This window comes from Streptomyces sp. NPDC056160 (assembly GCF_042268205.1).
Lineage (GTDB): Bacteria > Actinomycetota > Actinomycetes > Streptomycetales > Streptomycetaceae > Streptomyces.
The window spans coordinates 1-22,032 of sequence record NZ_JBHJUW010000146.1 but is presented as its reverse complement, the minus strand read 5'-3'; the positions used below and the strand labels follow the sequence as shown (position 1 = coordinate 22,032).

15 protein-coding genes and 1 pseudogene are annotated in these 22,032 nt (G+C 72.5%); 9 read left to right on the top strand and 7 right to left on the bottom strand.

The window, feature by feature from the left end; genetic code table 11:
• Positions 1 to 132 precede the first annotated feature (132 nt).
• From ACFC02_RS35220 to ACFC02_RS35205, 4 genes are all read right to left on the bottom strand, one after another.
• Entirely contained in the window at positions 133 to 1,158 is a 1,026-nt protein-coding gene (locus ACFC02_RS35220) for a M28 family peptidase (protein WP_376366088.1), read from the bottom strand.
• Between the two features lie 124 nt (positions 1,159 to 1,282).
• Positions 1,283 to 3,565, bottom strand: a complete 2,283-nt coding sequence (locus tag ACFC02_RS35215) for an FtsX-like permease family protein (protein ID WP_376366086.1) — start codon at positions 3,563 to 3,565, stop codon at positions 1,283 to 1,285.
• 42 nt (positions 3,566 to 3,607) lie between these two features.
• Positions 3,608 to 4,390 (bottom strand): ABC transporter ATP-binding protein, encoded by a 783-nt coding sequence (locus ACFC02_RS35210; protein WP_376366084.1) that lies wholly within the window; start codon positions 4,388 to 4,390, stop codon positions 3,608 to 3,610.
• 9 nt (positions 4,391 to 4,399) lie between these two features.
• Positions 4,400 to 4,915, bottom strand: coding sequence for a PadR family transcriptional regulator (locus tag ACFC02_RS35205; RefSeq protein ID WP_376366082.1), 516 nt, complete (start codon positions 4,913 to 4,915; stop codon positions 4,400 to 4,402).
• A gap of 127 nt (positions 4,916 to 5,042) precedes the next feature.
• On the opposite strand from ACFC02_RS35205, the gene ACFC02_RS35200 reads away from it, so the two are divergent.
• The 6 genes from ACFC02_RS35200 to ACFC02_RS35175 all read left to right on the top strand — a co-directional run bounded on the left by ACFC02_RS35200 (position 5,043) and on the right by ACFC02_RS35175 (position 12,305).
• The gene (locus ACFC02_RS35200; protein WP_376366080.1) at positions 5,043 to 6,314 is read left to right on the top strand and encodes an ABC transporter substrate-binding protein; all 1,272 of its coding nucleotides are present in this window, start codon (positions 5,043 to 5,045) and stop codon (positions 6,312 to 6,314) included.
• Positions 6,315 to 6,495: 181 nt separating this feature from the next.
• Positions 6,496 to 8,127 (top strand): glycoside hydrolase family 13 protein, encoded by a 1,632-nt coding sequence (locus ACFC02_RS35195; protein ID WP_376366078.1) that lies wholly within the window; start codon positions 6,496 to 6,498, stop codon positions 8,125 to 8,127.
• Positions 8,128 to 8,170: 43 nt separating this feature from the next.
• Entirely contained in the window at positions 8,171 to 9,505 is a 1,335-nt protein-coding gene (locus ACFC02_RS35190) for an ABC transporter substrate-binding protein (RefSeq protein WP_376366076.1), read from the top strand.
• A 6-nt stretch (positions 9,506 to 9,511) separates the two neighbouring features.
• Positions 9,512 to 10,882: a carbohydrate ABC transporter permease gene (locus tag ACFC02_RS35185; protein WP_376366074.1), complete on the top strand. Its 1,371-nt coding sequence runs from the start codon at positions 9,512 to 9,514 to the stop codon at positions 10,880 to 10,882.
• Positions 10,879 to 11,718 carry a carbohydrate ABC transporter permease gene (locus ACFC02_RS35180; RefSeq protein WP_037863776.1) on the top strand — a complete coding sequence of 280 codons (840 nt, stop codon included), beginning with the start codon at positions 10,879 to 10,881 and terminating at the stop codon, positions 11,716 to 11,718. Before ACFC02_RS35185 ends, ACFC02_RS35180 begins: the two co-directional genes overlap by 4 nt.
• A 137-nt stretch (positions 11,719 to 11,855) precedes the next feature.
• Complete coding sequence (locus ACFC02_RS35175; RefSeq protein WP_376366071.1) at positions 11,856 to 12,305, top strand: peptidase inhibitor family I36 protein; 450 nt, start codon at positions 11,856 to 11,858, stop codon at positions 12,303 to 12,305.
• Positions 12,306 to 12,407: 102 nt separating this feature from the next.
• On the opposite strand, the gene ACFC02_RS35170 is transcribed toward ACFC02_RS35175, so the two are convergent.
• Positions 12,408 to 13,664, bottom strand: coding sequence for an alpha-L-fucosidase (locus ACFC02_RS35170; RefSeq protein ID WP_376366070.1), 1,257 nt, complete (start codon positions 13,662 to 13,664; stop codon positions 12,408 to 12,410).
• A 449-nt stretch (positions 13,665 to 14,113) separates the two neighbouring features.
• On the opposite strand from ACFC02_RS35170, the gene ACFC02_RS35165 reads away from it, so the two are divergent.
• Positions 14,114 to 19,195 (top strand): hypothetical protein, encoded by a 5,082-nt coding sequence (locus ACFC02_RS35165; RefSeq protein WP_376366068.1) that lies wholly within the window; start codon positions 14,114 to 14,116, stop codon positions 19,193 to 19,195.
• Between the two features lie 117 nt (positions 19,196 to 19,312).
• On the opposite strand, the gene ACFC02_RS35160 is transcribed toward ACFC02_RS35165, so the two are convergent.
• Positions 19,313 to 19,579, bottom strand: coding sequence for a hypothetical protein (locus ACFC02_RS35160; RefSeq protein WP_376366066.1), 267 nt, complete (start codon positions 19,577 to 19,579; stop codon positions 19,313 to 19,315).
• A 164-nt stretch (positions 19,580 to 19,743) separates the two neighbouring features.
• Between ACFC02_RS35160 and ACFC02_RS35155 the strand changes: the two genes are divergently transcribed.
• Positions 19,744 to 20,544 carry an SDR family NAD(P)-dependent oxidoreductase gene (locus ACFC02_RS35155; protein ID WP_376366064.1) on the top strand — a complete coding sequence of 267 codons (801 nt, stop codon included), beginning with the start codon at positions 19,744 to 19,746 and terminating at the stop codon, positions 20,542 to 20,544.
• Positions 20,545 to 20,661: 117 nt separating this feature from the next.
• On the opposite strand, the gene ACFC02_RS35150 is transcribed toward ACFC02_RS35155, so the two are convergent.
• Positions 20,662 to 21,255 carry a TetR/AcrR family transcriptional regulator gene (locus ACFC02_RS35150; RefSeq protein ID WP_376366062.1) on the bottom strand — a complete coding sequence of 198 codons (594 nt, stop codon included), beginning with the start codon at positions 21,253 to 21,255 and terminating at the stop codon, positions 20,662 to 20,664.
• 314 nt (positions 21,256 to 21,569) lie between these two features.
• On the opposite strand from ACFC02_RS35150, the pseudogene ACFC02_RS35145 reads away from it, so the two are divergent.
• Positions 21,570 to 21,938 (top strand): annotated as a pseudogene (locus tag ACFC02_RS35145) (alpha/beta fold hydrolase); the annotation flags it as partial.
• Between the last annotated feature and the right edge of the window lie 94 nt (positions 21,939 to 22,032).

The window sequence follows — 22,032 nt, the reverse complement described above, 5'->3', positions numbered from 1 at the left end:
GTATCGGGGTGGTGCTGGCCATGCTGAAGGGATCTCCTGTCTCGCCCATCCAGACTAACCCGATAAACCGGGTGTCTCAGCCGAGGCTGTCAGAGAGGGGAGGCCGGCCCGTGCCCGCGGCGGGGCCCGCCGTCAGGTGCCGCGCGGCCAGGAGACGGCGGTGGCCGCGGTCGCGGAGGTGACCGCGGCCAGCCGCGCGAAGTCCAGCGTCGCGGGCGCATCGGTCGGCCGGTGGTAATGCGGATTGCGGAAGTTGGCCGTCTCGGTGAGCATCAGCGCCGGGATCCGCCGGTTCCAGAAGGGCGCGTGGTCGCTGCGCCCGAGATGGCCCGCGGGCGGGACGGCCAGGCCGATGAGCAGGCCCAGCGGGCCGTCGGGCCGCGGGTCCCGCAGGAGGATGCCGCGCAGGCCGGGTGAGGCCGCGGCGGCGGCCCGCTGCCAGTACGCGGCCGCCGCGGCCGAGGAGCGCCGGTGCACCACGAGTGTGAAGTCGCCCCGCAAGCCATCGGCGCGGGTGGCCGCCGCCTCGGAACAGGCGGCGGCGAAGCCTGCCGGCAGCCGCTGGCTGCCCGGTGTGTCGTCGAAGTAGCCCACCGACTCCAGGCAGATCATCCCGGCGACGCGCCCGCCCCGGCCGAGTGCGCGGGCGGCGTGCCGGGCGCCGATGAGCCCGAGTTCCTCCATGTCGAAGATGGCGAGGGTGACCGGGGGCGGCAGGGGGAGCCGGGCCAGCAGCCGCGCGATCTCCAGCACCACCGCCACCCCGGAGGCGTTGTCGTCCGCTCCCGGGCTGCCCTCGACGCTGTCGAGATGCGCGCCGACCAGCACCGCGGGACCCTCGGAGGCGCCGGGCAGGGTGGCGATCAGGTTGGCACCGCGCAACCGGCGGTGCAGGCGGGGCTTCAGCGCGAGCGCCCGGTGCCCGTGCCGGTCGGTCGCGCCGATGCGCCAGCGCAGGTCGAACGGCTGCCGCTCCACATGCCAGCCCGCGTCGGCCAGTTGTTCACGCACATACCCCTCGGCGCGCTGCATCGCCTGCGGCGCACGCCGGCGGCTGCGTGTCCCGGCGGCCAGGAACTCCACGTCCCGGCGCAGCCGTGAGACGTCCGCGTCCGCGAACGGTCCGCTGCCGCCCGGTGCGGGTATGCCCTCATCCATAGCCCCTCCGGGTCTCGACAAGGTGTGTGGTGCGCCGAGAAACCTAACACTTGCCGTCAGGGGTACCCGTACCCCCGGGCACGGCCGCTGCCCGTCAACCGGCGCACCTGGGCACGGTCGGCGCTCATGCACCGGTGTACAGGGTTTCGGCGGGTCGGCGCCGGACGGCGCGCGAGGCGGGCACCGCGGCGAGGGCGGCGGCACCGGCGACCGCGGCCACGGCGAGCAGGACCAGGAACAGCGGCGAGGGGCCAGCCGCGATGCCGGCCCCGATGCCGTTGGAGCGTCCCTGGGCGTCGATCAGCCAGTGGGCGAGCGGCAGGCCCAGCGCCATGGCGAGCGCGACGGCGGCCAGGGCCGTGCAGGCGGTCGCCGTCACCGTGATCGCCGTGACCTGGCGGGGTGTCAGTCCGATCGCCCGCAGGGTCGGCAGGTCGCGTTCGCCCTCGCGCACGGTGCTGCCGATCGCGGCCAGCAGCTCGATCAGCCCGATCAGCGCGAGCACGCAGACGAGACCGGCGACGAGACCGCGCAGGGAGGACAGCCCGTCGGCGGGGTTGGGCACCGGGTGCACGTCGAGGTGCCCGTGCCCGGACCTGAGCAGAGCCGCGCCCACCTGGTGCGGATCAGCGTCCGGGCGCAGGCGTACCTGGTAAAGGGTGGCGCTCAGTCCGGGGTCGTTCTCGCGCAGGGTGTCCAGGGAGGTGGAGATGACCCGCCCGGCGTTCGCCGGTTCGATGCTGCGGCCCACGATGTGCAGCACCTGCGGCTGACCGGCCACCGTCATGCGGACCCAGTCGCCCACGTGCGCGTCCAGCAGGTCGAGCAGGCCCTGGCCGGCGACCGCCTCGTCAGGCCCGTGTGCGGCACGGCCCTCGGCCACGCGGTACGGGTAGGGGTCCTGGCGCGTGCCGAAGCCGCGCAGCGCGATCGTGGACGTCTGCCCCGGTACCAGCGCGGCCAGTTGCACCCCCGAGTACACGGCTGCGACGCGTGGCTCACGCCCGAGTACGGACCGGGTCTGACGGTCGCTCGGCGTGCCGTCCGTGCGGACCGTGAGCGAGGCCGGAAGGCCGAGGCGCTCGGGCCGGCCGTGGAAGCGGTCGATGGTGGTCCAGGCGCTGGCCGCGACCACGATGAGCAGCAGCGGCAGGGCGAACCTGCCGACCGTGGCCAGGGTGCGCCAACGGCTGGTGAGGGTCCGGTGCCAGCCCAGCAGCACGCCGGGCGGCAGCCGCAGACCGAGGGCGCGGCGCGCGGCGCCGGTCAGCCGCCCGCCGGACACCGCCGTCCCGCGCGGCACCGGCACGGGCGGCACCAGGCCCGCCCGCCAGGCCGCCAGGCCGGTGACCGCGCCGATGAACAGCACCGTGCAGGCCGGCACCGTGAACAGGGCCGCGCTGTGCCCCGGCAGTCCCTGCCACACACCGACCGCGTCCCCGAGCCGGCCCGGCAGACGCGTCCCCAGTGCCCGGGCGAGGACCGCCGCTGCCGCGGAACCGAGCACCGCGTACGCCACATGCTGCAGCAGGAAGAGCCGGACCACCTGGCCGGGGGTGAAACCGATGGCCTTCAGCACGGAGATGTCCCGCAGGTGTCCGCGGATCCGGGCGCCGATCGCGCCGTGCACGGCGAGCCCCGCCGCCAGCAGCGCCGCCAGGCCGAACAGGCCGAGCACCTGGCCGAGTAGCCGGTCGTCGCCCTGGGCTTCGGCCCGTGCCTGCCGCCAGGTGGAGACCTCGCCGACCACCCCGGCGCCCAGCACGGTGACGGCCCGCTGGACGGCGTAGTCCGTGTCGTCGGGATCGGTCAGGCGCAGCCCGACGACCTCGCCGCCGCCGTCGCGGACCGCGCCGGGCGGCGCCCACACGAGCCCCGGCTGCTCACCCGGCCGGTAGCGGGGTTCGGCGCTCTCGGCGACGCCGACCACGGTCAGGGTGCGTGTGGTGTCCGGCAGCGTGAGCGTGTCCCCGGGCTCGGCGAGCAGGGCGCGGGCGAGGCTGCTCTCCAGGACCACGCCGCCCGCGTCCCGCGGTTCGAGCCAGTGGCCGGAGACGACGAGGGGCCGGTCCACCGACGGCAGGGCCGGGGTGCCGCGTAGTTCGACCGAGGCGCGCACTCCTCGCGAGGACACGGTGGCGAACGCGTCGGGGTAGGGTCCGGCCACGGCTTCCACGCCCTCCAGCGAGGCGAGGAGCCCGGTGCCGGCGTTCTTGGCGGTGTGGATCCACACGTGTGCGCCGCGAGACTGTGTGAAGACCCGCTGCCACGGGTTGGTGGCGTATCCGAACAGCGCTGTGGCCAGCAGCAGCGAGACGACGATGCCTGCCGTGGCCAGCACGAGGAAAAGCGCCTCCCCGCGGTGGGTACGCAGATCGGAGTGCGCCCAGCGCACAGCGGCTCGCACGGTCTCAGCCCCTCGGACGGTTCAGGTGCCGCGGACCGCCGCTCATCGGGGCCGCTCCTTTAGCTCCAGCACACGTGTGATGCCCTTGCCCGGTGTGGGCGCCCCGTCCAGCTCCGCGTCGTCGGCGATCCGGCCGTCGAAGAAGCTGATCACCCGGTCGGCGGCGCTGGCCAGCCGGGCGTCATGGGTGACGAGCACGATCGCCTGGCCACGCCGGTGGAAGCGGGACAGCAGCCGCATCACCTCGCGGGTCCCCTTGCTGTCGAGGCTTCCGGCCGGCTCGTCGGCCAGGAGCAGCGGGGGGTGGTTGACCAGGGCGCGGGCGAGGGCCACCCGCTGCTGTTCGCCGCCGGACAGCTCGCCGGGCATGCTGCGTTCCTTGCCGTCCAGCCCCAGTTCGCCGAGCAGTTCCTCGCGCTCGGCGCGGGCCTGCCTGGCCGTGCGGCCGGCGAGCAGGGCGGGCAGCTCGACGTTGTCGGCGACGGACAAGTTGGAGACCAGGTTGAAGAACTGGAAGACGATCCCGACGGTCCGCCTGCGCTCCTCGGCCCAACGGGCCTCGCTGTAGGAGTCGGTGCATCGGCCGTCCAGCCAGATGCTTCCGCTGTCGGGCCGTTGCAGCCCGCCGAGCAGGTGGAGCAGGGTCGACTTGCCGGCACCGGAGGGCCCGGTGACCGCCACGAACTCGCCCCGTGCTACCGAGAGGTCGATCCCGCGTACGGCGTGTGCGGGCGCACCCTCGCCGTAGTGGGTCTTCGTCAGGCGCTCAGCCCGCAGCACGGGGGGGGCGGCGGTCTGCGCCCGGGGAGAGCGCCCGTCACTCATGGCGGTCGTTCACTCCTGCTCCTCCAGTTCCTCCTGACACCGCTCCAGCCAGTCCAGATCGGCCTGGAGGTGCAGCATGGCGCCCTCGATGAGCAGCTGCGCGATCCGGTTGTCCCGGTCCTCGGCCGCGGCCAGTCTGGACAGCTGGCGCATGGTGTTGAGGTACTGCCGCCGCTGCTGGTTGATGAGGGCGATCTGGTCGGCGAGGCCGGTCTGCGGGGCGAGGGCGAGCTTCATGAAGAACTCGTCCCGCACCCGCGGTTCGTCCTCGGACTGCGCGAACCAGGTGCGCAGTTCATCCCGTCCGGTGTCGGTGAGGTGGTAGATCTTCTTGTTGGGCCGGCTGGACTGCTCGACCTGTTCCCCCTGGATCAGGCCGGACTTCTCCAGGCGTCCCAGTGTCACGTAGATCTGGCCGACGTTCGGCTGAGGATACGCTGAGCCGAGCAGTTGCTCAAGGTCCTGCTTCAGCTCGTAGCCGTGCGCGGGGCCGCGGGCGAGAAGGGCCAGGAGGGGCAGGCGCACTCGTGCAGTCCTCCTAGCCTTGTCATCTGCCTGTTGTGCTCCAGACTCTAGTATCGCCCATACCTAACGGGTATACATGGGCTGACGCTCGGCGAAGGTGCCGGCGCCGGTGTGCAAGGAGGAACCTATGCGGTGGATACGGGCCACCGGTAGGGGTCTTCTCGCACTGGTCGTGGTCATGACCGGCTACGTCGCTTCGGGCGCCCGCGCCGACGAGGGTGGCGGCAGTACGCGCGGCCCGCTCACCCTGGCCACCGCGGGGGACCTCACCGGCTATCTCGGCCCTCTCCTGGAGGGCTGGAACAGGACTCACCCCGCGGAGCGGGTGACGCTGGTCGAACTGCCCGACTCCGCCGACGAGACGCACGCGCAGATGGCCACCGACCTGCGCGGCGGTGACCGCAGCCGCTTCGACGTCCTCAACATCGACGTCAACTGGACCTCGGAGTTCGCGGCGGCCGGCTGGATCCGCCCGCTGCCGGCCGGGCGCTTCCCGCTGAAGTCCTTCCTGCCGCCGGTCGTCGACACGGCGACCTACGACGGCCGCCTGTACGCCGTCCCGTACGTCACCAACGCCGGGCTGCTCCTGTACCGCAAGGACGTGCTCGCGAAGGAGGGCGTGCCGCCGCCGCGCACCTGGGCCGAGCTGGAACGGGACGCCAGGACCATCGCGCCGGAGTACGGACTCGACGGCTACGCGGGCCAGTTCCTGTCCTACGAGGGGCTCACCGTCAACGCGGCCGAGGCCGTGTACTCCGCCGGCGGCACGATCCTCGGCGAGGAGGGCCGGCGCGTCACCGTCGACTCGGCCGCGGCCCGCGAGGGCATCGGCTTCCTGGCGCGCGGGCTGCGCGAGGGCTGGATCCCCCGGGCGGCGCTGTCGTACAAGGAGGAGGAGTCCAAGCAGGCCTTCCAGGACGGCCGCCTGCTCTTCCTGCGCAACTGGCCCTACGCCTATGCCGTCGCCTCCGCCGAGGGATCCTCGGTCGCCGGGAAGATCGGCGCGGTGCCGCTGCCCGGCCCGGACGGACCCGGCACGAGCGTGCTGGGCGGATCCGACCTCGCCGTCAACACGCACGCCCGGCACCCGGAGTCCGCCGAGCGCCTGATCCAGTACCTCACCGGTGAACAGGTCCAGCGGCAGGTGCTCACCCGGGGAGCGCTGCCCCCGGTCCGGGCGGACCTCTACCAGGACCCGGAGCTGGTGCGGCGGTTCCCCTACCTGCCGACCCTGCGCGCCGCCGTGCTCGCCGCCGCGCCGCGCCCCAAGAGCCCGCGCTACGACCAGGTCAGCCTGGTGGTGCAGGCGGTCGTCCATGACGCGCTGACCGGGCAGCAGACGCCCGAGCAGGCCGTGCGCCGACTGGCGCGGGAACTGGACGACATCACCCGTCGCTAGTCACACCTCATAGTTACTTGTTAGGTAACGCGGTCATAACACACTGCTGCCTTATGTCCACTTTTGGTTCGTTTTTGTGGAGGCAATTGCCCAGTAGTCTCGGCCACTTCGTTGACAGCTGCGTGAAACACATACATAACATGCATGCACAACGACGGGCTTTCAGAGACAGGTCAATCATGTGAACAGGCATCGTTGGTGGCGTGACGCCGTGATCTACCAGGTGTACGTCCGCAGCTTCCTGGACAGCACCGGCGACGGAGTCGGCGATCTCGCCGGGGTCCGCGCGGGGCTGCCCTATCTGAAGAAACTCGGGGTCGACGGCGTCTGGCTGAGCCCCTTCTACCGCTCGCCGCAGCACGACCACGGCTACGACGTGGCCGACTACTGCGACGTGGATCCGCTCTTCGGGGACCTCGCGGAGTTCGACCGGCTGATGACCGCGGCCCGTCGGCTCGGCGTCAAGGTGCTCCTCGACATCGTCCCCAACCACTGCTCCAGCGAGCACCCCTGGTTCCGTCAGGCGCTCGATTCCCCTCCCGGCAGCCCGGCCCGCGCCCGCTTCCACTTCGCCGACGGCCGCGGACCCGACGGCGCCGAGCCGCCCAACAACTGGCACGCCATGTTCGGCGGCCCCGCCTGGAGCCGGGTCACCGAGGCCGACGGCCGGCCCGGCCAGTGGTACCTGCACATGTTCACACCCGAACAGCCCGACTGGAACTGGCGCACCCCCGAGGTGGCCGCCGAGTTCGACCGCGTCCTGCGGTTCTGGCTCGACCGGGGCGTGGACGGCTTCCGCATCGACGTCGCCGCCGGGCTGTTCAAACACCCCGACCTGCCCGACTCACCCGACCCCGAGGCCGACGCCCGCACCCGCGACTCGGTCAACCCGCTCGCCTGGAACCAGCCCGAGGTCCACGACGTGTGGCGGCGCTGGCGCTCCCTGTGCGAGGAGTACACCGCCCGGGACGGCCAGGAGCGGCTGCTCGTCGGTGAGGTGTCCGTCCCCACCGCACGCGAACACGCCCGGTACGTCCGCCCCGACGAACTGCACCAGGCGTTCTTCTTCGACCTGCTCAGCGCCCCTTGGGACCCCGACGCCTTCCGCAAGGTCGTCTCCGAGGCCATGCAAGACATCGCCGGCACCGGCTCCACCGTCACCTGGGTCCTCAACAACCACGACCAGGTCCGCACCGTCACCCGCTACGGCGAGCCCGCCCCCGAGGGCAGCGGGCTGGGCGCCGCCCGCGCCCGCGCCGCCGCGCTGCTGATGCTCTCCCTGCCCGGGGCCGCGTACATCTACCAGGGCGAGGAACTGGGCCTGCCCGAGGTCGTCGACCTGCCCGACGACGTGCTCACCGACCCGATCTTCCGCCGCACCGGCAGCCGGGCCCGCATCCGCGACGGCTGCCGGGTCCCGCTGCCCTGGTCCGGCCAGGCATCCCCCTTCGGCTTCACCTCCGGCACGGAGAACGCCAAGCCGTGGCTGCCGCAGCCCGAGTACTTCGCCGAGTACGTCACCGACCGCGCGCTCGCCGACACCCGGTCCTTCTGGCACCTCTACCGCGAGGGCCTGCAACTGCGCTCCGCGCTGCCGCAACTGGGCGAGGGAACGCTGCGCTGGCTCGACACCCCGCCGGGGATCCTCGCCTTCACCCGCGGCGACGGCCTGGTCTGCGCCGTCAACTTCGGTACGGCCCCCACACCCGCCCCGGTGCCCGGCACCCCTCTGCTGGCCAGCGGCCCGTGCCCGCCCGGTGTGCTCGCCGGATCCACCGCCGCCTGGTGGATCACCGACCCCGCCGGCCTCTGAATCCTCCGTCAGTCAGTTCCCCACCCCTGAAGGGACATCAACGATGATGCGACGACGTACCGCACTTCTCACGGGCTGCACCGCCCTCGTCCTCGCCCTCGGCGCCACCGCCTGCGGCAGCGACGACCCCGTCTCGGCGGGGGGTGGCAGCAAGGCACTGAGCGGCCAGACGGTCACCGTGGCCGGCGTCTGGACCGGAAGTGAGCAGAAGAACTTCCAGAAGGTGCTGGACGCCTTCACCGCGAAGACCGGGGCGAAGACCCAGTTCGTCTCCACGGGCGACAACGTGTCGACCGTGATCGGCAGCAAGATCGAGGGCGGCAACGCCCCCGACGTCGTGATGGTCCCGCAGGTCGGCGTGCTCCAGCAGTTCGCCGAGAAGGGCTGGCTCAAGCCGCTGTCCGCCACCGCCCAGCAGTCCGTCGGCGCGAACTACGCACCCGTCTGGAAGAAGTACGGCAGCGTCGGCAACACCCTGTACGGCCTGTACTTCAAGGCCGCCCACAAGTCGACCGTCTGGTACAGCCCCGACGCGCTCACCCAGGCAGGGGTCCAGCCGCCGGCCACCTACGCGGACATGCTCAAGGCCGGGCACACCGTCTCCGACTCCGGACTCGCCGCCTTCGCGGTCGCCGGGGAGGACGGCTGGACCCTCACCGACTGGTTCGAGAACATCTACCTCTCCCAGGCCGGACCCGAGAAGTACGACGCGCTCGCCGCACACCACCTGAAGTGGACCGACGCCAGTGTGGTCAAGGCACTGGACACGCTGGGCAAGCTGTTCAAGGACAAGCAGCTGATCGCGGGCGGCCAGAAGGAGGCCCTGAACACCGACTTCCCCGGCTCGGTGGAGAAGGTCTTCGGCCCCAAGCCCGAGGCCGGCATGGTCTACGAGGGCGACTTCGTCGCCGGCGTCGCCCACGACCAGTTCGGCAGGACCGTGGGCAAGGACGCGAACTTCTTCCCGTTCCCCCCGGTCGACGGCGGCAAGGCGCCGGTGGTCAGCGGCGGTGACGCCGCAGTCGTCCTCAAGGACGGCAAGAACAGCAAGGCCGGCATGCAGCTCGTGGAGTACCTCGCCACCCCGGAGGCCGCGGGCGTGTGGGCGAAGGCGGGCGGCTTCCTCTCCCCGAACAAGGCGCTCGACCTCGCCACCTACGGCGACGACGTCACCCGGGCCACCGCCAAGTCCCTCATCCAGGCCGGCGACACCGTCCGCTTCGACATGTCGGACCAGGCACCCGCCTCGTTCGGCGGCACCAAGGGCGTGGGCGAGTGGAAGCTGCTCCAGGACTTCCTGCGCGACCCGTCGGACCCCAAGGGCACCGCCGCCCAGCTGGAGGCCGCCGCGGCCAAGGCGTACCAGGGCCAGGGCTGATCCGACATGACCGCCACCACACTCACCAAGGAGGCGGCGGCGGGTCCCCCGCCGCCGGCCGCCCCCGCCGCCAGTGCCCGGCGCCTGCGGCGCAGGGGGCGGATCGTCGCCCTGCTGTTCGCCTTCCCCGCGCTGCTCCTGCTCGGCGCGCTCGTCGTCTACCCCGTCCTGTTCTCCATCGGACGCAGCTTCTTCGACGCCTCCGGTGACCGCTTCGTCGGCGCGGACAACTACACCGAGATGTTCCGCGACCCGGCGACCCTCAAGGCGATCCGGAACACCGTCATCTGGGTCGTCGTCGCCCCGGCGCTGCTGACCGGGCTCGGCCTGATCCTCGCCGTCCTGGTGGAGAAGGTCCGCTGGGCCACCGCGTTCAAGCTGCTGCTGTTCATGCCCATGGCCGTGTCCTTCCTCGCCGCCGGGATCATCTTCCGGCTCGCCTACGACCAGGACCCCGACAAGGGCGTGCTCAACGCGGCGGCCGTCTCCGTCCACGACGCCTTCAGCGGCACCTCGTCCTACCCGACGGCGCGGGCCCGCACCGGCCCCGGGGGACTGGCCCGGGGCAGCGACGGCTCCTACACCACCCAGGCGGTCCGGCCCGGTTCCTCGGTGGCGATCCCGATGGTCGGCGTCCTGCCCAAGGACCTGCCGAAGAACGCCGCGCCGGCCTACCCGGCGAGCGCGCGCGGGCCCGCCTCCGGCGAGGTGCGCGGTGTCGTCTACCTGGACTTCACCCCCGGCGGGGCGGGCACCCCGGGCAAGGTCGACCGGCGGGAGAGCGGTCTGCCCGGGATGAAGGTCGAGGCGGTGAGCGGCGGAACCGTGGTGGCCGGCGCCAGGACCGCGGCCGACGGCTCCTTCCACTTCTCCGGTCTGCACACGGGCTCGTTCGTGCTCAGACTGCCCGCCTCCAACTTCGCGCCGCCCTACCAGGGCATCTCCTGGCTCGGCCCGACCCTCGTGACACCCGCCATCATCGGCGCCTACCTGTGGATCTGGACCGGCTTCGCGATGGTCCTGATCGGCGCGGGCCTGTCCACACTGCCCCGGGACACCCTGGAAGCGGCGCGCATGGACGGGGCCAACGAGTGGCAGGTCTTCCGGCGCATCACCGTGCCGCTGCTCGCGCCCGTCCTCACCGTGGTCTTCGTGACGCTGGTCATCAACGTCCTGAAGGTCTTCGACCTCGTCTACATCATCGCGCCCGGCCCGGTGCAGGAGGACGCCACCGTACTGGCCACCCAGATGTGGCTGGTGTCCTTCGGTGGAGGCAACAACCAGGGCCTGGGCAGCGCGCTCGGGGTGCTGCTGCTGGTCCTCGTCATCCCCGCGATGGTCTTCAACGTCCGCCGATTCAAGGAGAGTCAGCGATGAACGCGGTCAGGAGGGGCCTGGGCAACGGCCTGGTGCAGGCCTTCCTCGTGGTGATCGGGCTGATCTGGCTGACGCCGCTGGCGGGGCTCTTCGTCTCCTCGATGCGCTCCTCCGAGGACACGGCGAAGGGCGGCTGGTGGACGGCCCTGACCAGCCCAGGACAGCTGTCCTTCGACAACTACTCGTCCTTGCTGGGCAACGCCGGGATCACCCGCGCCTTCTGGAACACCGTGCTGATCTCGGTGCCGGCGACCGCCCTCGTCGTCATCCTCGCCGCGCTCGCCGGGTACGCCTTCGCCTGGCTGGACTTCCCCGGCCGCGAGCCGCTGTTCCTGCTGGTGGTGGCCCTGCTGGTGGTGCCCGTGCAGATCGGTCTGCTGCCGGTCGCCAAGCTCTTCGGACAGCTCGGCCTGTTCGGCACGATCCCCGGCGTCGTCCTCTTCCACGTGGCCTACGGTCTGCCGTTCGCCGTGTTCCTGCTGCGCAACTACTTCGCCGAGATCCCCAAGGAGATGCTGGAGGCCGCCCGTATGGACGGCGGCAGCGAGTGGCGGATCTTCGTCCAGCTCGTCCTGCCGGTCGGCCGGCCGGCCATCGCCAGCCTGGCCATCTTCCAGTTCCTGTGGGTGTGGAACGACCTGCTGGTGGCCCTGCTCTTCGCCGACAGCTCCTCCCAGCCGCTGACGGTGGAACTCCAGTCGCAGGTACGGCAGTTCGGCAGCAACATCGACGTCCTCGCGCCGGGCGCCTTCGTGTCGCTCGTCGTACCGCTGGTGGTGTTCTTCGCCTTCCAGCGGCACTTCGTGCAGGGCGTGATGGCCGGATCGGTCAAGTAGGAAGCCGTCGCTGGACAGGCCGGGTCGCACGGGCCCGGGGGGAAACCTCGCGACCGGAGTGAACCCCGGGCCACGCGCCACACGTTGATCTTGTTGAGAAGGACCTTGGTGAACCGAACAGAGGGACAGAGAACACAGTGAAACTGCGCAACAAGCGTCTCACCGGTATCGGCCTGACCGTGCTCGCCGCGGGCGCGACCGTGCTCGGCGCGACCGCGACGGCGTCCGCCAACGAGCCGTGGCAGGTGGGCGTCTGGAACGTCGGCCCGGACTGCAACGCGGCCAAGTACGAGTTCTGCGTCTACACCGACGCGAACTACCAGGGCAAGTCGGTCGGTATCCGCTGGGGCGAGAGGGACACCTACCTCGACATCAGCACGGACATCGGCGCGTCGATGAACAACAGCATCTCCTCGGTGATCAACAACACCAACTACGCCTGGGCGATGACAGACGTGCCGAAGACCGACGGGCACGTCGATCTCCACGTGCACTCCTACCACCACCTGGCGAACCTGGCCGACTTCGGCTTCAACGACCGGGCGTCGGGGCTGTCCATCTGGAAGGACGCGGGACCGGGCGCCTGAGGCCCGTCCCGCGCCCTGCCGACGAGCGGCAGTCGGGACCGCCGTGGTCGTCGTCGAGCAGCGGGGCGAGCCGTGCGGCCGGTGTCGTGGCCGGGGGATCGTTCATTCGTCGTCGGTCAGCTCCAGCTCGATCACGGGGAGCAGGACGTCGGGCCGGGTGATGGGCAGGGTCAGGGTGAGCGTTCCCGCGGGCTGACCGGGCGGTGCCATGTTCACGTGCTCGTGCTCGGCGCCGTCCAGCTCGTGGTACCGGATCTCCGAACCGTCGTGCAGCAGTTGGGCGTAGCGCACCCGGCCAGCCAGCCCCGGCAGGTGGAGGTGGTGGAGCGGCCAGGCGAGCAGGTGCACGTAGAGGCGGCGCCCGACGCGGGTGCAGAGGGTGTTCGCGGGCGCCACGAGCCCGCTCGGACCGGCGCCGCGCACGGACCGCTCGTGCAGGGACATCCACTCGCCGACGGCCCGCAGCGTCTGTCTGGCCCGCGGGTCCAGCGCGCCCCTGCCGGTGGGCCCCACGTTGAGCAGCAGGTTGCCGCCGCACGCCACGGACTCCACCAGCATCCGCACCAGCAGCGCCGGGTCCTTGTACTCGTGGTTGTCCCGGTCGTAGCCCCAGGAGCCGTTCAGGGTGTGGCAGGCCTCCCAGGTCACCGGGGCGCCGTCGCGCTCGACCGGGCGGTCGGGCTGGTACTGCTCGGGGGTCACGTAGTCACCGGGGACGCCGAGCCGGTCGTTGACGAGGATGTCCGGCTGCAACGCGCGGACCATGGCGAGCAGTTCGGCCGCGCCCCACTCCCGAGGCCCCTTGCCGGGGTAGGTGAAGTCGAAGAAGAGCAGGTCGAGCGGGCCGTAGCCGGTCAGCAGCTCGCGCACCTGCCCGTGCAGGTAGGCGCGGTAGCGGGCCATGTCCCGGGGCTCCCGCGCGGCCGGGGTGTCGCGCAGCGGGTGGTGGGCGTCGACGGTGAAGTCCGGGTGGTGCCAGTCCAGCAGCGAGTAGTACAGGCCGACCCGCAGCCCCTCGGCGCGCATCGCCTCCATGAACTCCCGTACCAGGTCGCGGCCGACCGCGCGCTGGGAGGTGTACGAGGTCAGCGCCGAGTCGTAGAGGCAGAACCCGTCGTGGTGCTTGGCGGTGAGCACGGCGTAGCGCATCCCCGCCGCCTTCGCCGCGCGGGCCAGCTCACGCGCGTCGAACAGGTCCGGGTCGAACCGCTCCAGGTAACGGTCGTACGCCTCCTGCGACATGGCCTCCCGGCTGCGCACCCACTCGTGCCGGGCGGCGAGGCTGTACAGGCCGAAGTGGACGAACAGTCCGAAGCGGGCGGTCTCGAACCACCCGGTGGACGCTGTGGGCACGGGCACGGCAACTCTCCTGTCGCGGTCGGCGGCTCTCACCGGTCCGCTGTTGTCTATCACCGAGTGACAACGCCCGCGGCGGCGGAGTACGGCGAAGTGCACGGCACCGGCGTCACTGCGCACCACGCGGACGAGTACCTGGCGAACCGGGCCGGCGACCGGGCCGGCCCGCCGACGGCACGGGAGCGGCCGGGAAACGGCCCTCCGGGGCGGGTCCGAGCGCGGTGACGGTCCTGCCGGCGACCGTCCGGCCGCCGCCGTCCGGCCGCCGCCGTGCGGCCCCGCGCGCTCAGCGGTCCGCGTGCTTGCCGCACGCCCCCGACTCGGTGTCGCGCGCGGGGTCGGCGACCGGCAGATGAACGGGCGATGGCGTCCGGGTGTGGCGCGGACGACGGTTGAAGCATGTACCGGCGGACTCCCCGTTCCCGCCCTGATCTGCGATTACGTTGAGGCCCGTGCGCACACAGCAGCAGCCGGCGAACGGCGCGGGCAGGTCGGCCAAGCAGAGCCCGCCGGCCCCCCGCATCACCGCACCGGCCCCCTCCGGTGCCCAGCCCCACCTGCTCACCCTCCAGCGGGCCGCCGGAAACGCGGCCACCGCCCGTGCCCTGCGCGGCGGCGGGCGGGAGCTTTCCCCCGTCATCAACGAGAGCACCGAGCAGGCGCTCGGCCTGCCGCCCTACCTCGCCGACCTGGCCGCGGCCGGCCTGTCCACCGCGTACGGCCTCACCGGGCACGCGTTCGTGCGCGACGCGGTGACCGAGGCCGTCGGACACGGCGGGGGCACGGTCGGCGAGATCGTCTCCGAACTGACCAGACGGCCGGAGACCTTCTTCGGACAGGGCCGCGCCTTCGCCGTCCAGGGCGTGGACGGCAAGGAGTGGTTCGACGTCACCGTCACCGTCTCCCGCGCACCCGAGGACGTACCGCCGCTCTTCCTGCCCGCGAAGGACGTGGAAGCCGCCGTCCCGGACCAGTACACGGCGCCCCTGGCGCCCCTGGACGAGGCCGTGGGCAAGGACACCAAGGTCGACACCCAGCACAACACCGCCGCCACCGTGTCCAGTACGGCCGGCGGCTCGTCGAGCCACGGCGCGGGCGGCACGGTCTTCGGGCTCGCGCCCGTCGTCCCCGGGCTCTGGCTCGGCGCGGCGGCCACGGGCAACGTGCAGCCCTGGCAGTCCTCGCGGGAGACGCGCGGCCAGCGGAACGTGGCCGAACCCCGCGTGCTGCGCAGCGACTCGGGCTCGGTCGAGGTGCCGCGCAGAATACGGTACGGCGTCCGGGTGCGGCGCCACGGCGGCACCGACGTGTCGACGTACAGCGGACCGGGCACGCTCACCCAGCGGGTGCCCACCGAACACCTGGTTGCGGGGCGCGGCGGCCCACAGGCCGACCTCCGGCGGGTCGGCCGGGAGACCGCACGGCAGATCACGCTCGCCGACTCCCTGGCCCCGCTGGGCGTGACCGACACCGCCGCACCGCACCAGGGCGGCGGCGGGCTGTTCGACACGGTCGCCTCGGTCCTGCACCCCTCCCTCACCGCCCCCGGCGCACCGGGCCTCGCCCGGCTGTACGCGGCCACGTCCACGACGACCGTCCTGGAGGACCTGCCCCGGCTGCTGCGCGGCGGAGTGCTCGGCGAGGACCTGGAGTCCAAGGACGGCAAGACCGCGGGAAGTTACCGCATGAGTGCGGCGATCACCGGCCTCGCCCCCGCCTGGAGCACCGGCAAGACGCAACTGCGCACCCACCAGCAGACCCAGCACACCCTCACCGAGACCGCGGGCAAGGGCCGGGCCCTCGCCGGGGGTATGGGCCCGGCGGCCGGGCTCGGTGCGGTCGGCAACGCGGCCGTGGTGCGCGCCAGCGCCATGCCGATCGGGGCCGCGCGCTCGGCGCGGTTCACCGTGAGTGAGCAGACCGTGTCCAGCCGGCAGGGCGCCGAGGTCCGGGGCGAGAAGGTGCTCTACCGCGGGACCGTACGGCTCACCGTGGAGGGCACGGGCCCCCGCTCGGCCGGAATGGTGCTGGACCCCGGGAAGCGGGCCGCCGGGCACACGATGAACGTGTGGGTCAGCCTGCGCGCCGACGAGGCACAGGCACTGGGACTGCCCCCCGGCATGACGGCCGGCGAGTTCGTCAAGAAGCCGAAGCGGACCGTCGTGGCCGCCGAGGGCCGGCAGACGCAGGAGGAGGTCGAGCGGCACCTCCCGTTCGGCGCCATGGGCTCCAGCGTCGCGCTCAGCGCCCTGGACACGCGGCCCATGACCGAAGCCGTGGAGCACCTGTTCGCGACCGACCCCCGGCTGGCCGGGTACCTGCCCTCCTTCGGCGCCGACACGACCCCCACCCCCACCAGCGGGGAGGAGGCGGCCGCGCAGCGCCACAACCAGCGCGAACTCATGGCCGCGCTCTCGGAGACCAACCTCCGCGTCAACAAGGACCAGTTGCTGTCCACCGGCATCCGGGTACGGCTGCGCCGCAAGAGCACCCTGCACTCCCACGACGTCCAGATCCGGGTCAAGGGCACGCTCGGGGACGCCGAGTACCTCGGCGACACCGACGACTGGCTGGTGCGCAGCCACTCCGGTGTCACCAGCAACCTCCAGAGCGGCCGCAGCAGTACGCGCTCGGTCGGCGGCATGGTCCTCGGCCAGGCCCGGCTCGTCCCCGGCGCGCTGTCCGCCTCGGCCCGTTACGACCGCACCCGCAGCGGTACCCGCCGCAACCAGGCAGGTCCCACCACCCGTACGGACATCCTCACCAACGGCTCCGAACAGGCCAGCACCTTCGCCGCGGCCCTGCGCCTGGACGTGGACGTCACGATGACGTCCCGGCGGCGCAAGCTCGCCCGCGGCCTCACCGTCGGCTCACCCGGCCGCGACGTGCCCGAGCCGCGGCATCTGGGCGCACTGCACCTGGAGGAGCAGGACGTACTCCTGCGGACGGCCCCGGAGTTCACGCTGGACGACGCCGGGCGGCAACGGCTCGACGCGGTCGGCGCGCAGGCCCCCGGTGCCGAGTCCGCCCTGGCCGCGGAGGGCATCGGCGACCTGGCGGGGCAGGCCCCCGCTCCGGTGACCGGGCAGGCGCTGCGGGACTGGCAACTGGTGGAGACGATCGGCGACGGACAGCCGGTGCGGGACCTCGCCTTCCGGCTGCTGTCCCGGGCCGCCGCCCGCGGCAGGGCGGGACAGCAGGACACCGCGCTGGCCACGGAGGGGCTGGCCCCGCGCCTGGCGGTCGAGGAGCGGTTCAGCCCACAGGCGATCACGGCGTCGCTGCGGCAGGCGGTGTCCTCGGGGTGGGTGGTGAAGAACCTGCGCTACCCGCGCCGCCTGGCCGCGCTGAACGGCGCCGTCGGCACCCGGATGGCGCTGGCCAACCCCAGACTGCTGCACGAGGGCGCCGGCCCGGGCACCGAGACGTTCGTGCTCGGCGGTCACCAGGCGGCCGGGCAGACCGGCACGGCCACCAACAGCTCGGTGCAGTTCGGGGCCACCGGCCTGGAGAGCGACACCCATGTGCGCGCGGCCGAGGGGCTTTCGGCGTACCGGAGCTGGGGCGAGAGCCGGGCAGAGGCCGACGCCCTGTCCGGCACGGTCGAGCGCAACGCGCACACGCCGCGCAAGGCACCCCTGTACCTGGTGCTGTGCGATCTGCTGGTCAACATGGTGGCGGAGGTCAAGGTCACCGGCGGCGGCCCGTACACGGCGACGGCGACCCGGACCCTGCCGGCGACGGCGGCCGTGTGGCTGACGGCCGGGCAGTTGCGGGCGGCGGGCGTGGAGCTTCCGGAGTCGGCACGCAAGGCGCTGAAACTGGACGAGACCGGTTCGGGGAAGGCAGCCGGCACCGGGTCCGAATCGGGGTCCGGGGTCAGGGAGACGGCCGGGCGGGAGCGGGCCGCTGCCGGGGCCGGGGAGACGGCCGGCTCGCAGGGACCCGCTCCCTCCCTGTCCGCAGCGCTCCCGCTCGGCTTCGGCATGATCGAGGACCTGCCCGACTTCGTCCCGCTGCTGGACGGTCTGCGGGCGAACATGGGCGCGCGCCACCGGAGCCTGGTCGCCGATCTGCTGCCCAGGCAGCAGCTCAAGGACCGCAACGACAACGTGCAGCGGCTGCTGCGCGTCCTGGACCGGGACGGCGCCGCGGGTCTGCTGGGCAGCGCCATGGACGGCGGCGTCACCGTCGAGCTGTTCGACGGACGCCGCACGCCCTACTGGGCCGTGTTCAAGGTGGCACGGCTGGGCGACGGCGACTTCGACGGCGCGGCGGACGACGGCCGGGACATGGAGTACATCACCTCGGCGCTCGCCCAGGAGGCCGGCGCGCAGGAGCAGGGGGCCACGACCGGCGCGGGTCTGATCGCCGGCATCGGCGGCAAACCGGACGCAGGGGCCGGGCAGTTGAAGAGCACCGGCGGTGCGGGCGGCCTCGGCATGGGCTGGGGCGGCTCGCACCGCCAGGGCACCGCCTCGCGGGGCCAGCTCGGCATGAAGACGGTCGCGGAGGCAAAGACGGCCAAGTCGACGAAGCTGCGGCTGCCGGTCATGGGCACCCTCGAACTCTACGAGGGCGAGAAGCGGATAGGCCTGGCCTCCACGGGCCGTACCGCACTCACCCACCGCGTCCTGGACAACGACCTCAAGGCGCTCGCCCGGGTGGCCGCGCCGCGCAGGACGGGCACCGCCGCCCGGCCGTCCCGCGCACAGGACGGCCGGCCGACCCGCCTCGGCGTCTGGCGGGCCCGCGGCGCGCGGCTGCCGATGGAGGCGCAGGTCAACGGATTCCAAGGCGCCCAACACGTCCGGCAGTTGGTCACCGAGGCGGTTCGGGCGGCGGGCGGTGACCGACGGTACCGGGAGAAGGGCCAGTCGGCCGCGTACACCCTGAACGAGACCCTCTCCACCGAGTGGCTGACCGCGGCGCTGCCGCTGCTGACCTCCGCGGGGGTGGACCTGCCCCCGGTGCACGCCACCGGGGTGGAGGGCCAGGACCTGCACGCCTCCCTGCACGCGCGGCTCAGCCGCGGGCGCGTCCTGGGCGTCGGCGACAAGATGACCTTCGAGACGGTCGCCCAGAGCACCCTGGACGCCCCCCGCCCCACCCAGACGGACGGCCAGAGCTCCCAGAGCCGGGGCAGGTCCGCGCGCGGCCAGTTCGGCGCCGGGCTGGTCAACGCCGACCAGTTCCGCCTCAACCAGCTGACGGGCACCGCGGGCGGTTCCGGCGGCGCGGCGGAGGGCGCGGTCAACGCCTCCGGTTCGATGCCGCTGCACAAGCCCAAGCTGGAGTCCGTCCTCGTCCAGTTCTCCCTGGACTTCCGGGTGGTGGCGCGGGTGACCAACCGGGTGCGTTCGTCCCGTACGGCCACCGCCGTACGGGAACTTTCGCTGCCGCAGCCGGTGGTGGTCCGCATGCCCGCGCCCATGGTGCGCCACATGCTGACCACCCAGGCGGCGTACCTGCTGGATCCCGGCGACCACCTGGGGCTCCGCCGGACCGCCGCACCGCCGCCGAACGGTGACTGATCCAGGCGACGGCAGGAGCGCCGAGGACGGCGCATGGTGCCGCTGATCCGGCCCGGGTCCTTCGGGACGGGAGCCGGGCCGGCGACACCGGTGAGGCGGTCGGCGGTACCGGATCGCTCATGGCGCCGCCGGCATGGGCTGGGTACTCGGCGCCCAGGACGGGCCCGAGGCCGACATGCTCAGGATGACCTCCGCGTGCGGGTGGCCGCGGAACCGGCCCTCGATCAGGGCATCGGTCTCGGCGACCTCTTCGCCGCGGGCCGTCACCTCCCGCGCCGACCTGGCCATCACGGCCGCGCCAGGCTTCTCTCCGGGTGCGGCGGTGTGCCGAGCATGGGCGGCCTCGACGGCGGTGGCCGCGACGAGCCGGTCGTCGCGGACCATGCGGGCCCTGCGGACCTTGCGGCCCTGCGGACCTTGCGGGCATTGCGGGCATTGCGGTTCTGGGGCGACCGGCCCTCCCCTCCGATGACGGCGAGCCCCTCCATGCAAGAAGTCTACGGATGTATACTTCTACGCAGAGGCACACTTCGAGAGGGAACCAGGACATGAACCTCAATCTGACCGGAAAGCGCGCGCTCGTCACGGGTTCGAGCGTCGGGCTCGGCGAGGCCACCGCGAAGCTGCTGGCGGCAGAAGGTGCCGCGATCGTGGTCCACGGCCGCGACAAGGAACGTACGGAGAAGGTCGCACAGGAGATCCGTGCGGGCGGCGGGACCGGCACCACGGTGCTGGGCGCCCTGGCGGACGACGCGGCGGCCGCCGAGGTCGCCCGGGCCGCCCTCGCGGACGGGCCCGTCGACATCCTCGTCAACAACGCCGGCTTCTACCGGCATCTGTCGTGGGCCGAGGCCACTCCCGACGAGTGGCGCGACACCTACAACATCAACGTGGTCTCCGGTGTGCGGATGATCCAGCACCTGGTCCCCGCGATGCGCGAGCGCGGCTGGGGCCGGGTCGTCACGATCGGCGGCGGCCTCGCCTCCCAGCCGATGAACACACACCCGCAGTACAACGCCACCCTGGCGGCGCGGCACAACCTCGCCGTGTCGCTGGCCCGTGACCTGAAGGGCACGGGCGTGACCTCCAACGTGGTCTCCCCGGGAGCGATCCTGGTCGAGGCCACGAAGGAACTCGTCACCCAGATCGGCCCGGCCCGCGGCTGGGGCGAGACCTGGGAGGAGATCCAGCCCAACGCCGTGAACGCCCTGATCCCCAACGACCAGGAGCGTTTCGGCGAGCCGGACGAGATCGCGGCCGCGGTCGCGTACCTGTGCAGCGACTACGCGCAGTACGTCAGCGGAGCGACCATCCGCGTCGACGGCGGGCTCATCCGCTCGGCGTTCTGAAAGCACCACGGACAGGGCACGGTCGCCGGTGCCGGTGCGGGCACCGGTGATGCAGGTGCGGGACGGTGGCGGTACGGCGCCCGCTCCGCACTGCCGCCACTGCCGCCACCCCCGCCCTCAGGCGGGTCCGGAGGCATCCGTCTCTCCGGTCACGGGTGTGAGCATGTCCGCCAGGAGGCCCGCGAGCACGTCGTTGCCGGCCGCGGCGAGCGCGGGGGTCCCCACGACGCTGCGCAGCAGCCACGTCCCCGCGACGAGGGCCAGTGCGAGCTCGGCCCGCACGTCCGTGTCGGGCCCGTCCAGCAGCCCCGCCAGCCGGGTGCCGACATGCGCCTCGATACCGCGGCGCAGGATCTCCACCGCCTCCGGGTCCGGCGCCGAGCGCAGCATCAGCAGGAACGGGTCGAGTCGTTCGGCACCGGGCGCGGTCCGCTCGGCGAGCGTGTGCGCGAGGGCGTGCGAGAGCCCGGGGCGTTCGTCACCGACCACCGTCGGCGGTTCGAAGGCACGGTCCACGGCACGGGCGAACAGCAGCTCCTTCGAGCCGAAGTAGCGGTTGATCATCATCGCTGTCACGCCCGCGCGCTCGGCGATCTGCCGGACCCCGGCTCGCGCGTATCCGTGCTCGGTGAACTCCACCACGGCGGCGGCGAGGATCGCCTCACGCGTCGCGGCGCCGTCACGCTTGCGGGCAGGCTGCACAGCACTCATGCACAGGAGCATACGGGGACCCGTGCGCCTGCCCCGCCGTGCGTCGGCCCGCGGCCGCGGTGCCGGCGATCAGTCCGTGCCCGCCGCTGGGGGCGGTGTTATCCGACACCTGCTGACCTGCGTGCGTACGTGCCGCACGGCACGGCTGCTGCGTCATTTGACTGGGGGTGCCGCCCGCGGGCACCGGCCGGGTGCGGGTCCGTTGCCGAAGGCGTCCGCGGCGGACGGACATGCTCGACGTGCGGCCCGGCACCTCGCGGACGGAGCCCGGCCGGCGCCACCGCCGGCGCACCGCGTACCGAAGGGAAACACCCATGGCGTTCATCACGGTCGGCCAGGAGAACACCACCGACATCGACCTGTACTACGAGGACCACGGCACCGGACAGCCGGTCGTCCTCATCCACGGCTTCCCGCTCAGCGGTCACTCCTGGGAGAAGCAGTCCGCGGCGCTGCTCGACGCCGGCTACCGGGTCGTCACCTACGACCGCCGCGGCTTCGGCCAGTCGAGCAAGCCCACCACGGGCTTCGACTACGACACGTTCGCGGCCGACCTCAACACGGTCATGGAGACCCTGGACCTGACCGACGCCGTCCTCGTCGGCTTCTCCATGGGCACCGGCGAGGTGGCCCGCTACATCGGCACCTACGGCACATCGAGGGTCGCGAAGGCCGCCTTCCTGGGTCTTCGAAGTTGAGCGGTGCAAGGTCGGTGGCCGCTGACTGCCCGTCACGGTCTGTGACGGGTGGGGTGGTTGTCGGCCCTGGATGTAGGAC

Coding starts and splice junctions, on each gene's coding strand:
- ACFC02_RS35220 (WP_376366088.1), bottom strand. CDS start 1,158: ATGGATGAGGGCATACCCGCACCGGGCGGCAGCGGACCGTTCGCGGAC.
- ACFC02_RS35200 (WP_376366080.1), top strand. CDS start 5,043: ATGCGGTGGATACGGGCCACCGGTAGGGGTCTTCTCGCACTGGTCGTG.
- ACFC02_RS35210 (WP_376366084.1), bottom strand. CDS start 4,390: ATGAGTGACGGGCGCTCTCCCCGGGCGCAGACCGCCGCCCCCCCCGTG.
- ACFC02_RS35185 (WP_376366074.1), top strand. CDS start 9,512: ATGACCGCCACCACACTCACCAAGGAGGCGGCGGCGGGTCCCCCGCCG.
- ACFC02_RS35180 (WP_037863776.1), top strand. CDS start 10,879: ATGAACGCGGTCAGGAGGGGCCTGGGCAACGGCCTGGTGCAGGCCTTC.
- ACFC02_RS35155 (WP_376366064.1), top strand. CDS start 19,744: ATGAACCTCAATCTGACCGGAAAGCGCGCGCTCGTCACGGGTTCGAGC.
- ACFC02_RS35160 (WP_376366066.1), bottom strand. CDS start 19,579: ATGGTCCGCGACGACCGGCTCGTCGCGGCCACCGCCGTCGAGGCCGCC.
- ACFC02_RS35190 (WP_376366076.1), top strand. CDS start 8,171: ATGATGCGACGACGTACCGCACTTCTCACGGGCTGCACCGCCCTCGTC.
- ACFC02_RS35150 (WP_376366062.1), bottom strand. CDS start 21,255: ATGAGTGCTGTGCAGCCTGCCCGCAAGCGTGACGGCGCCGCGACGCGT.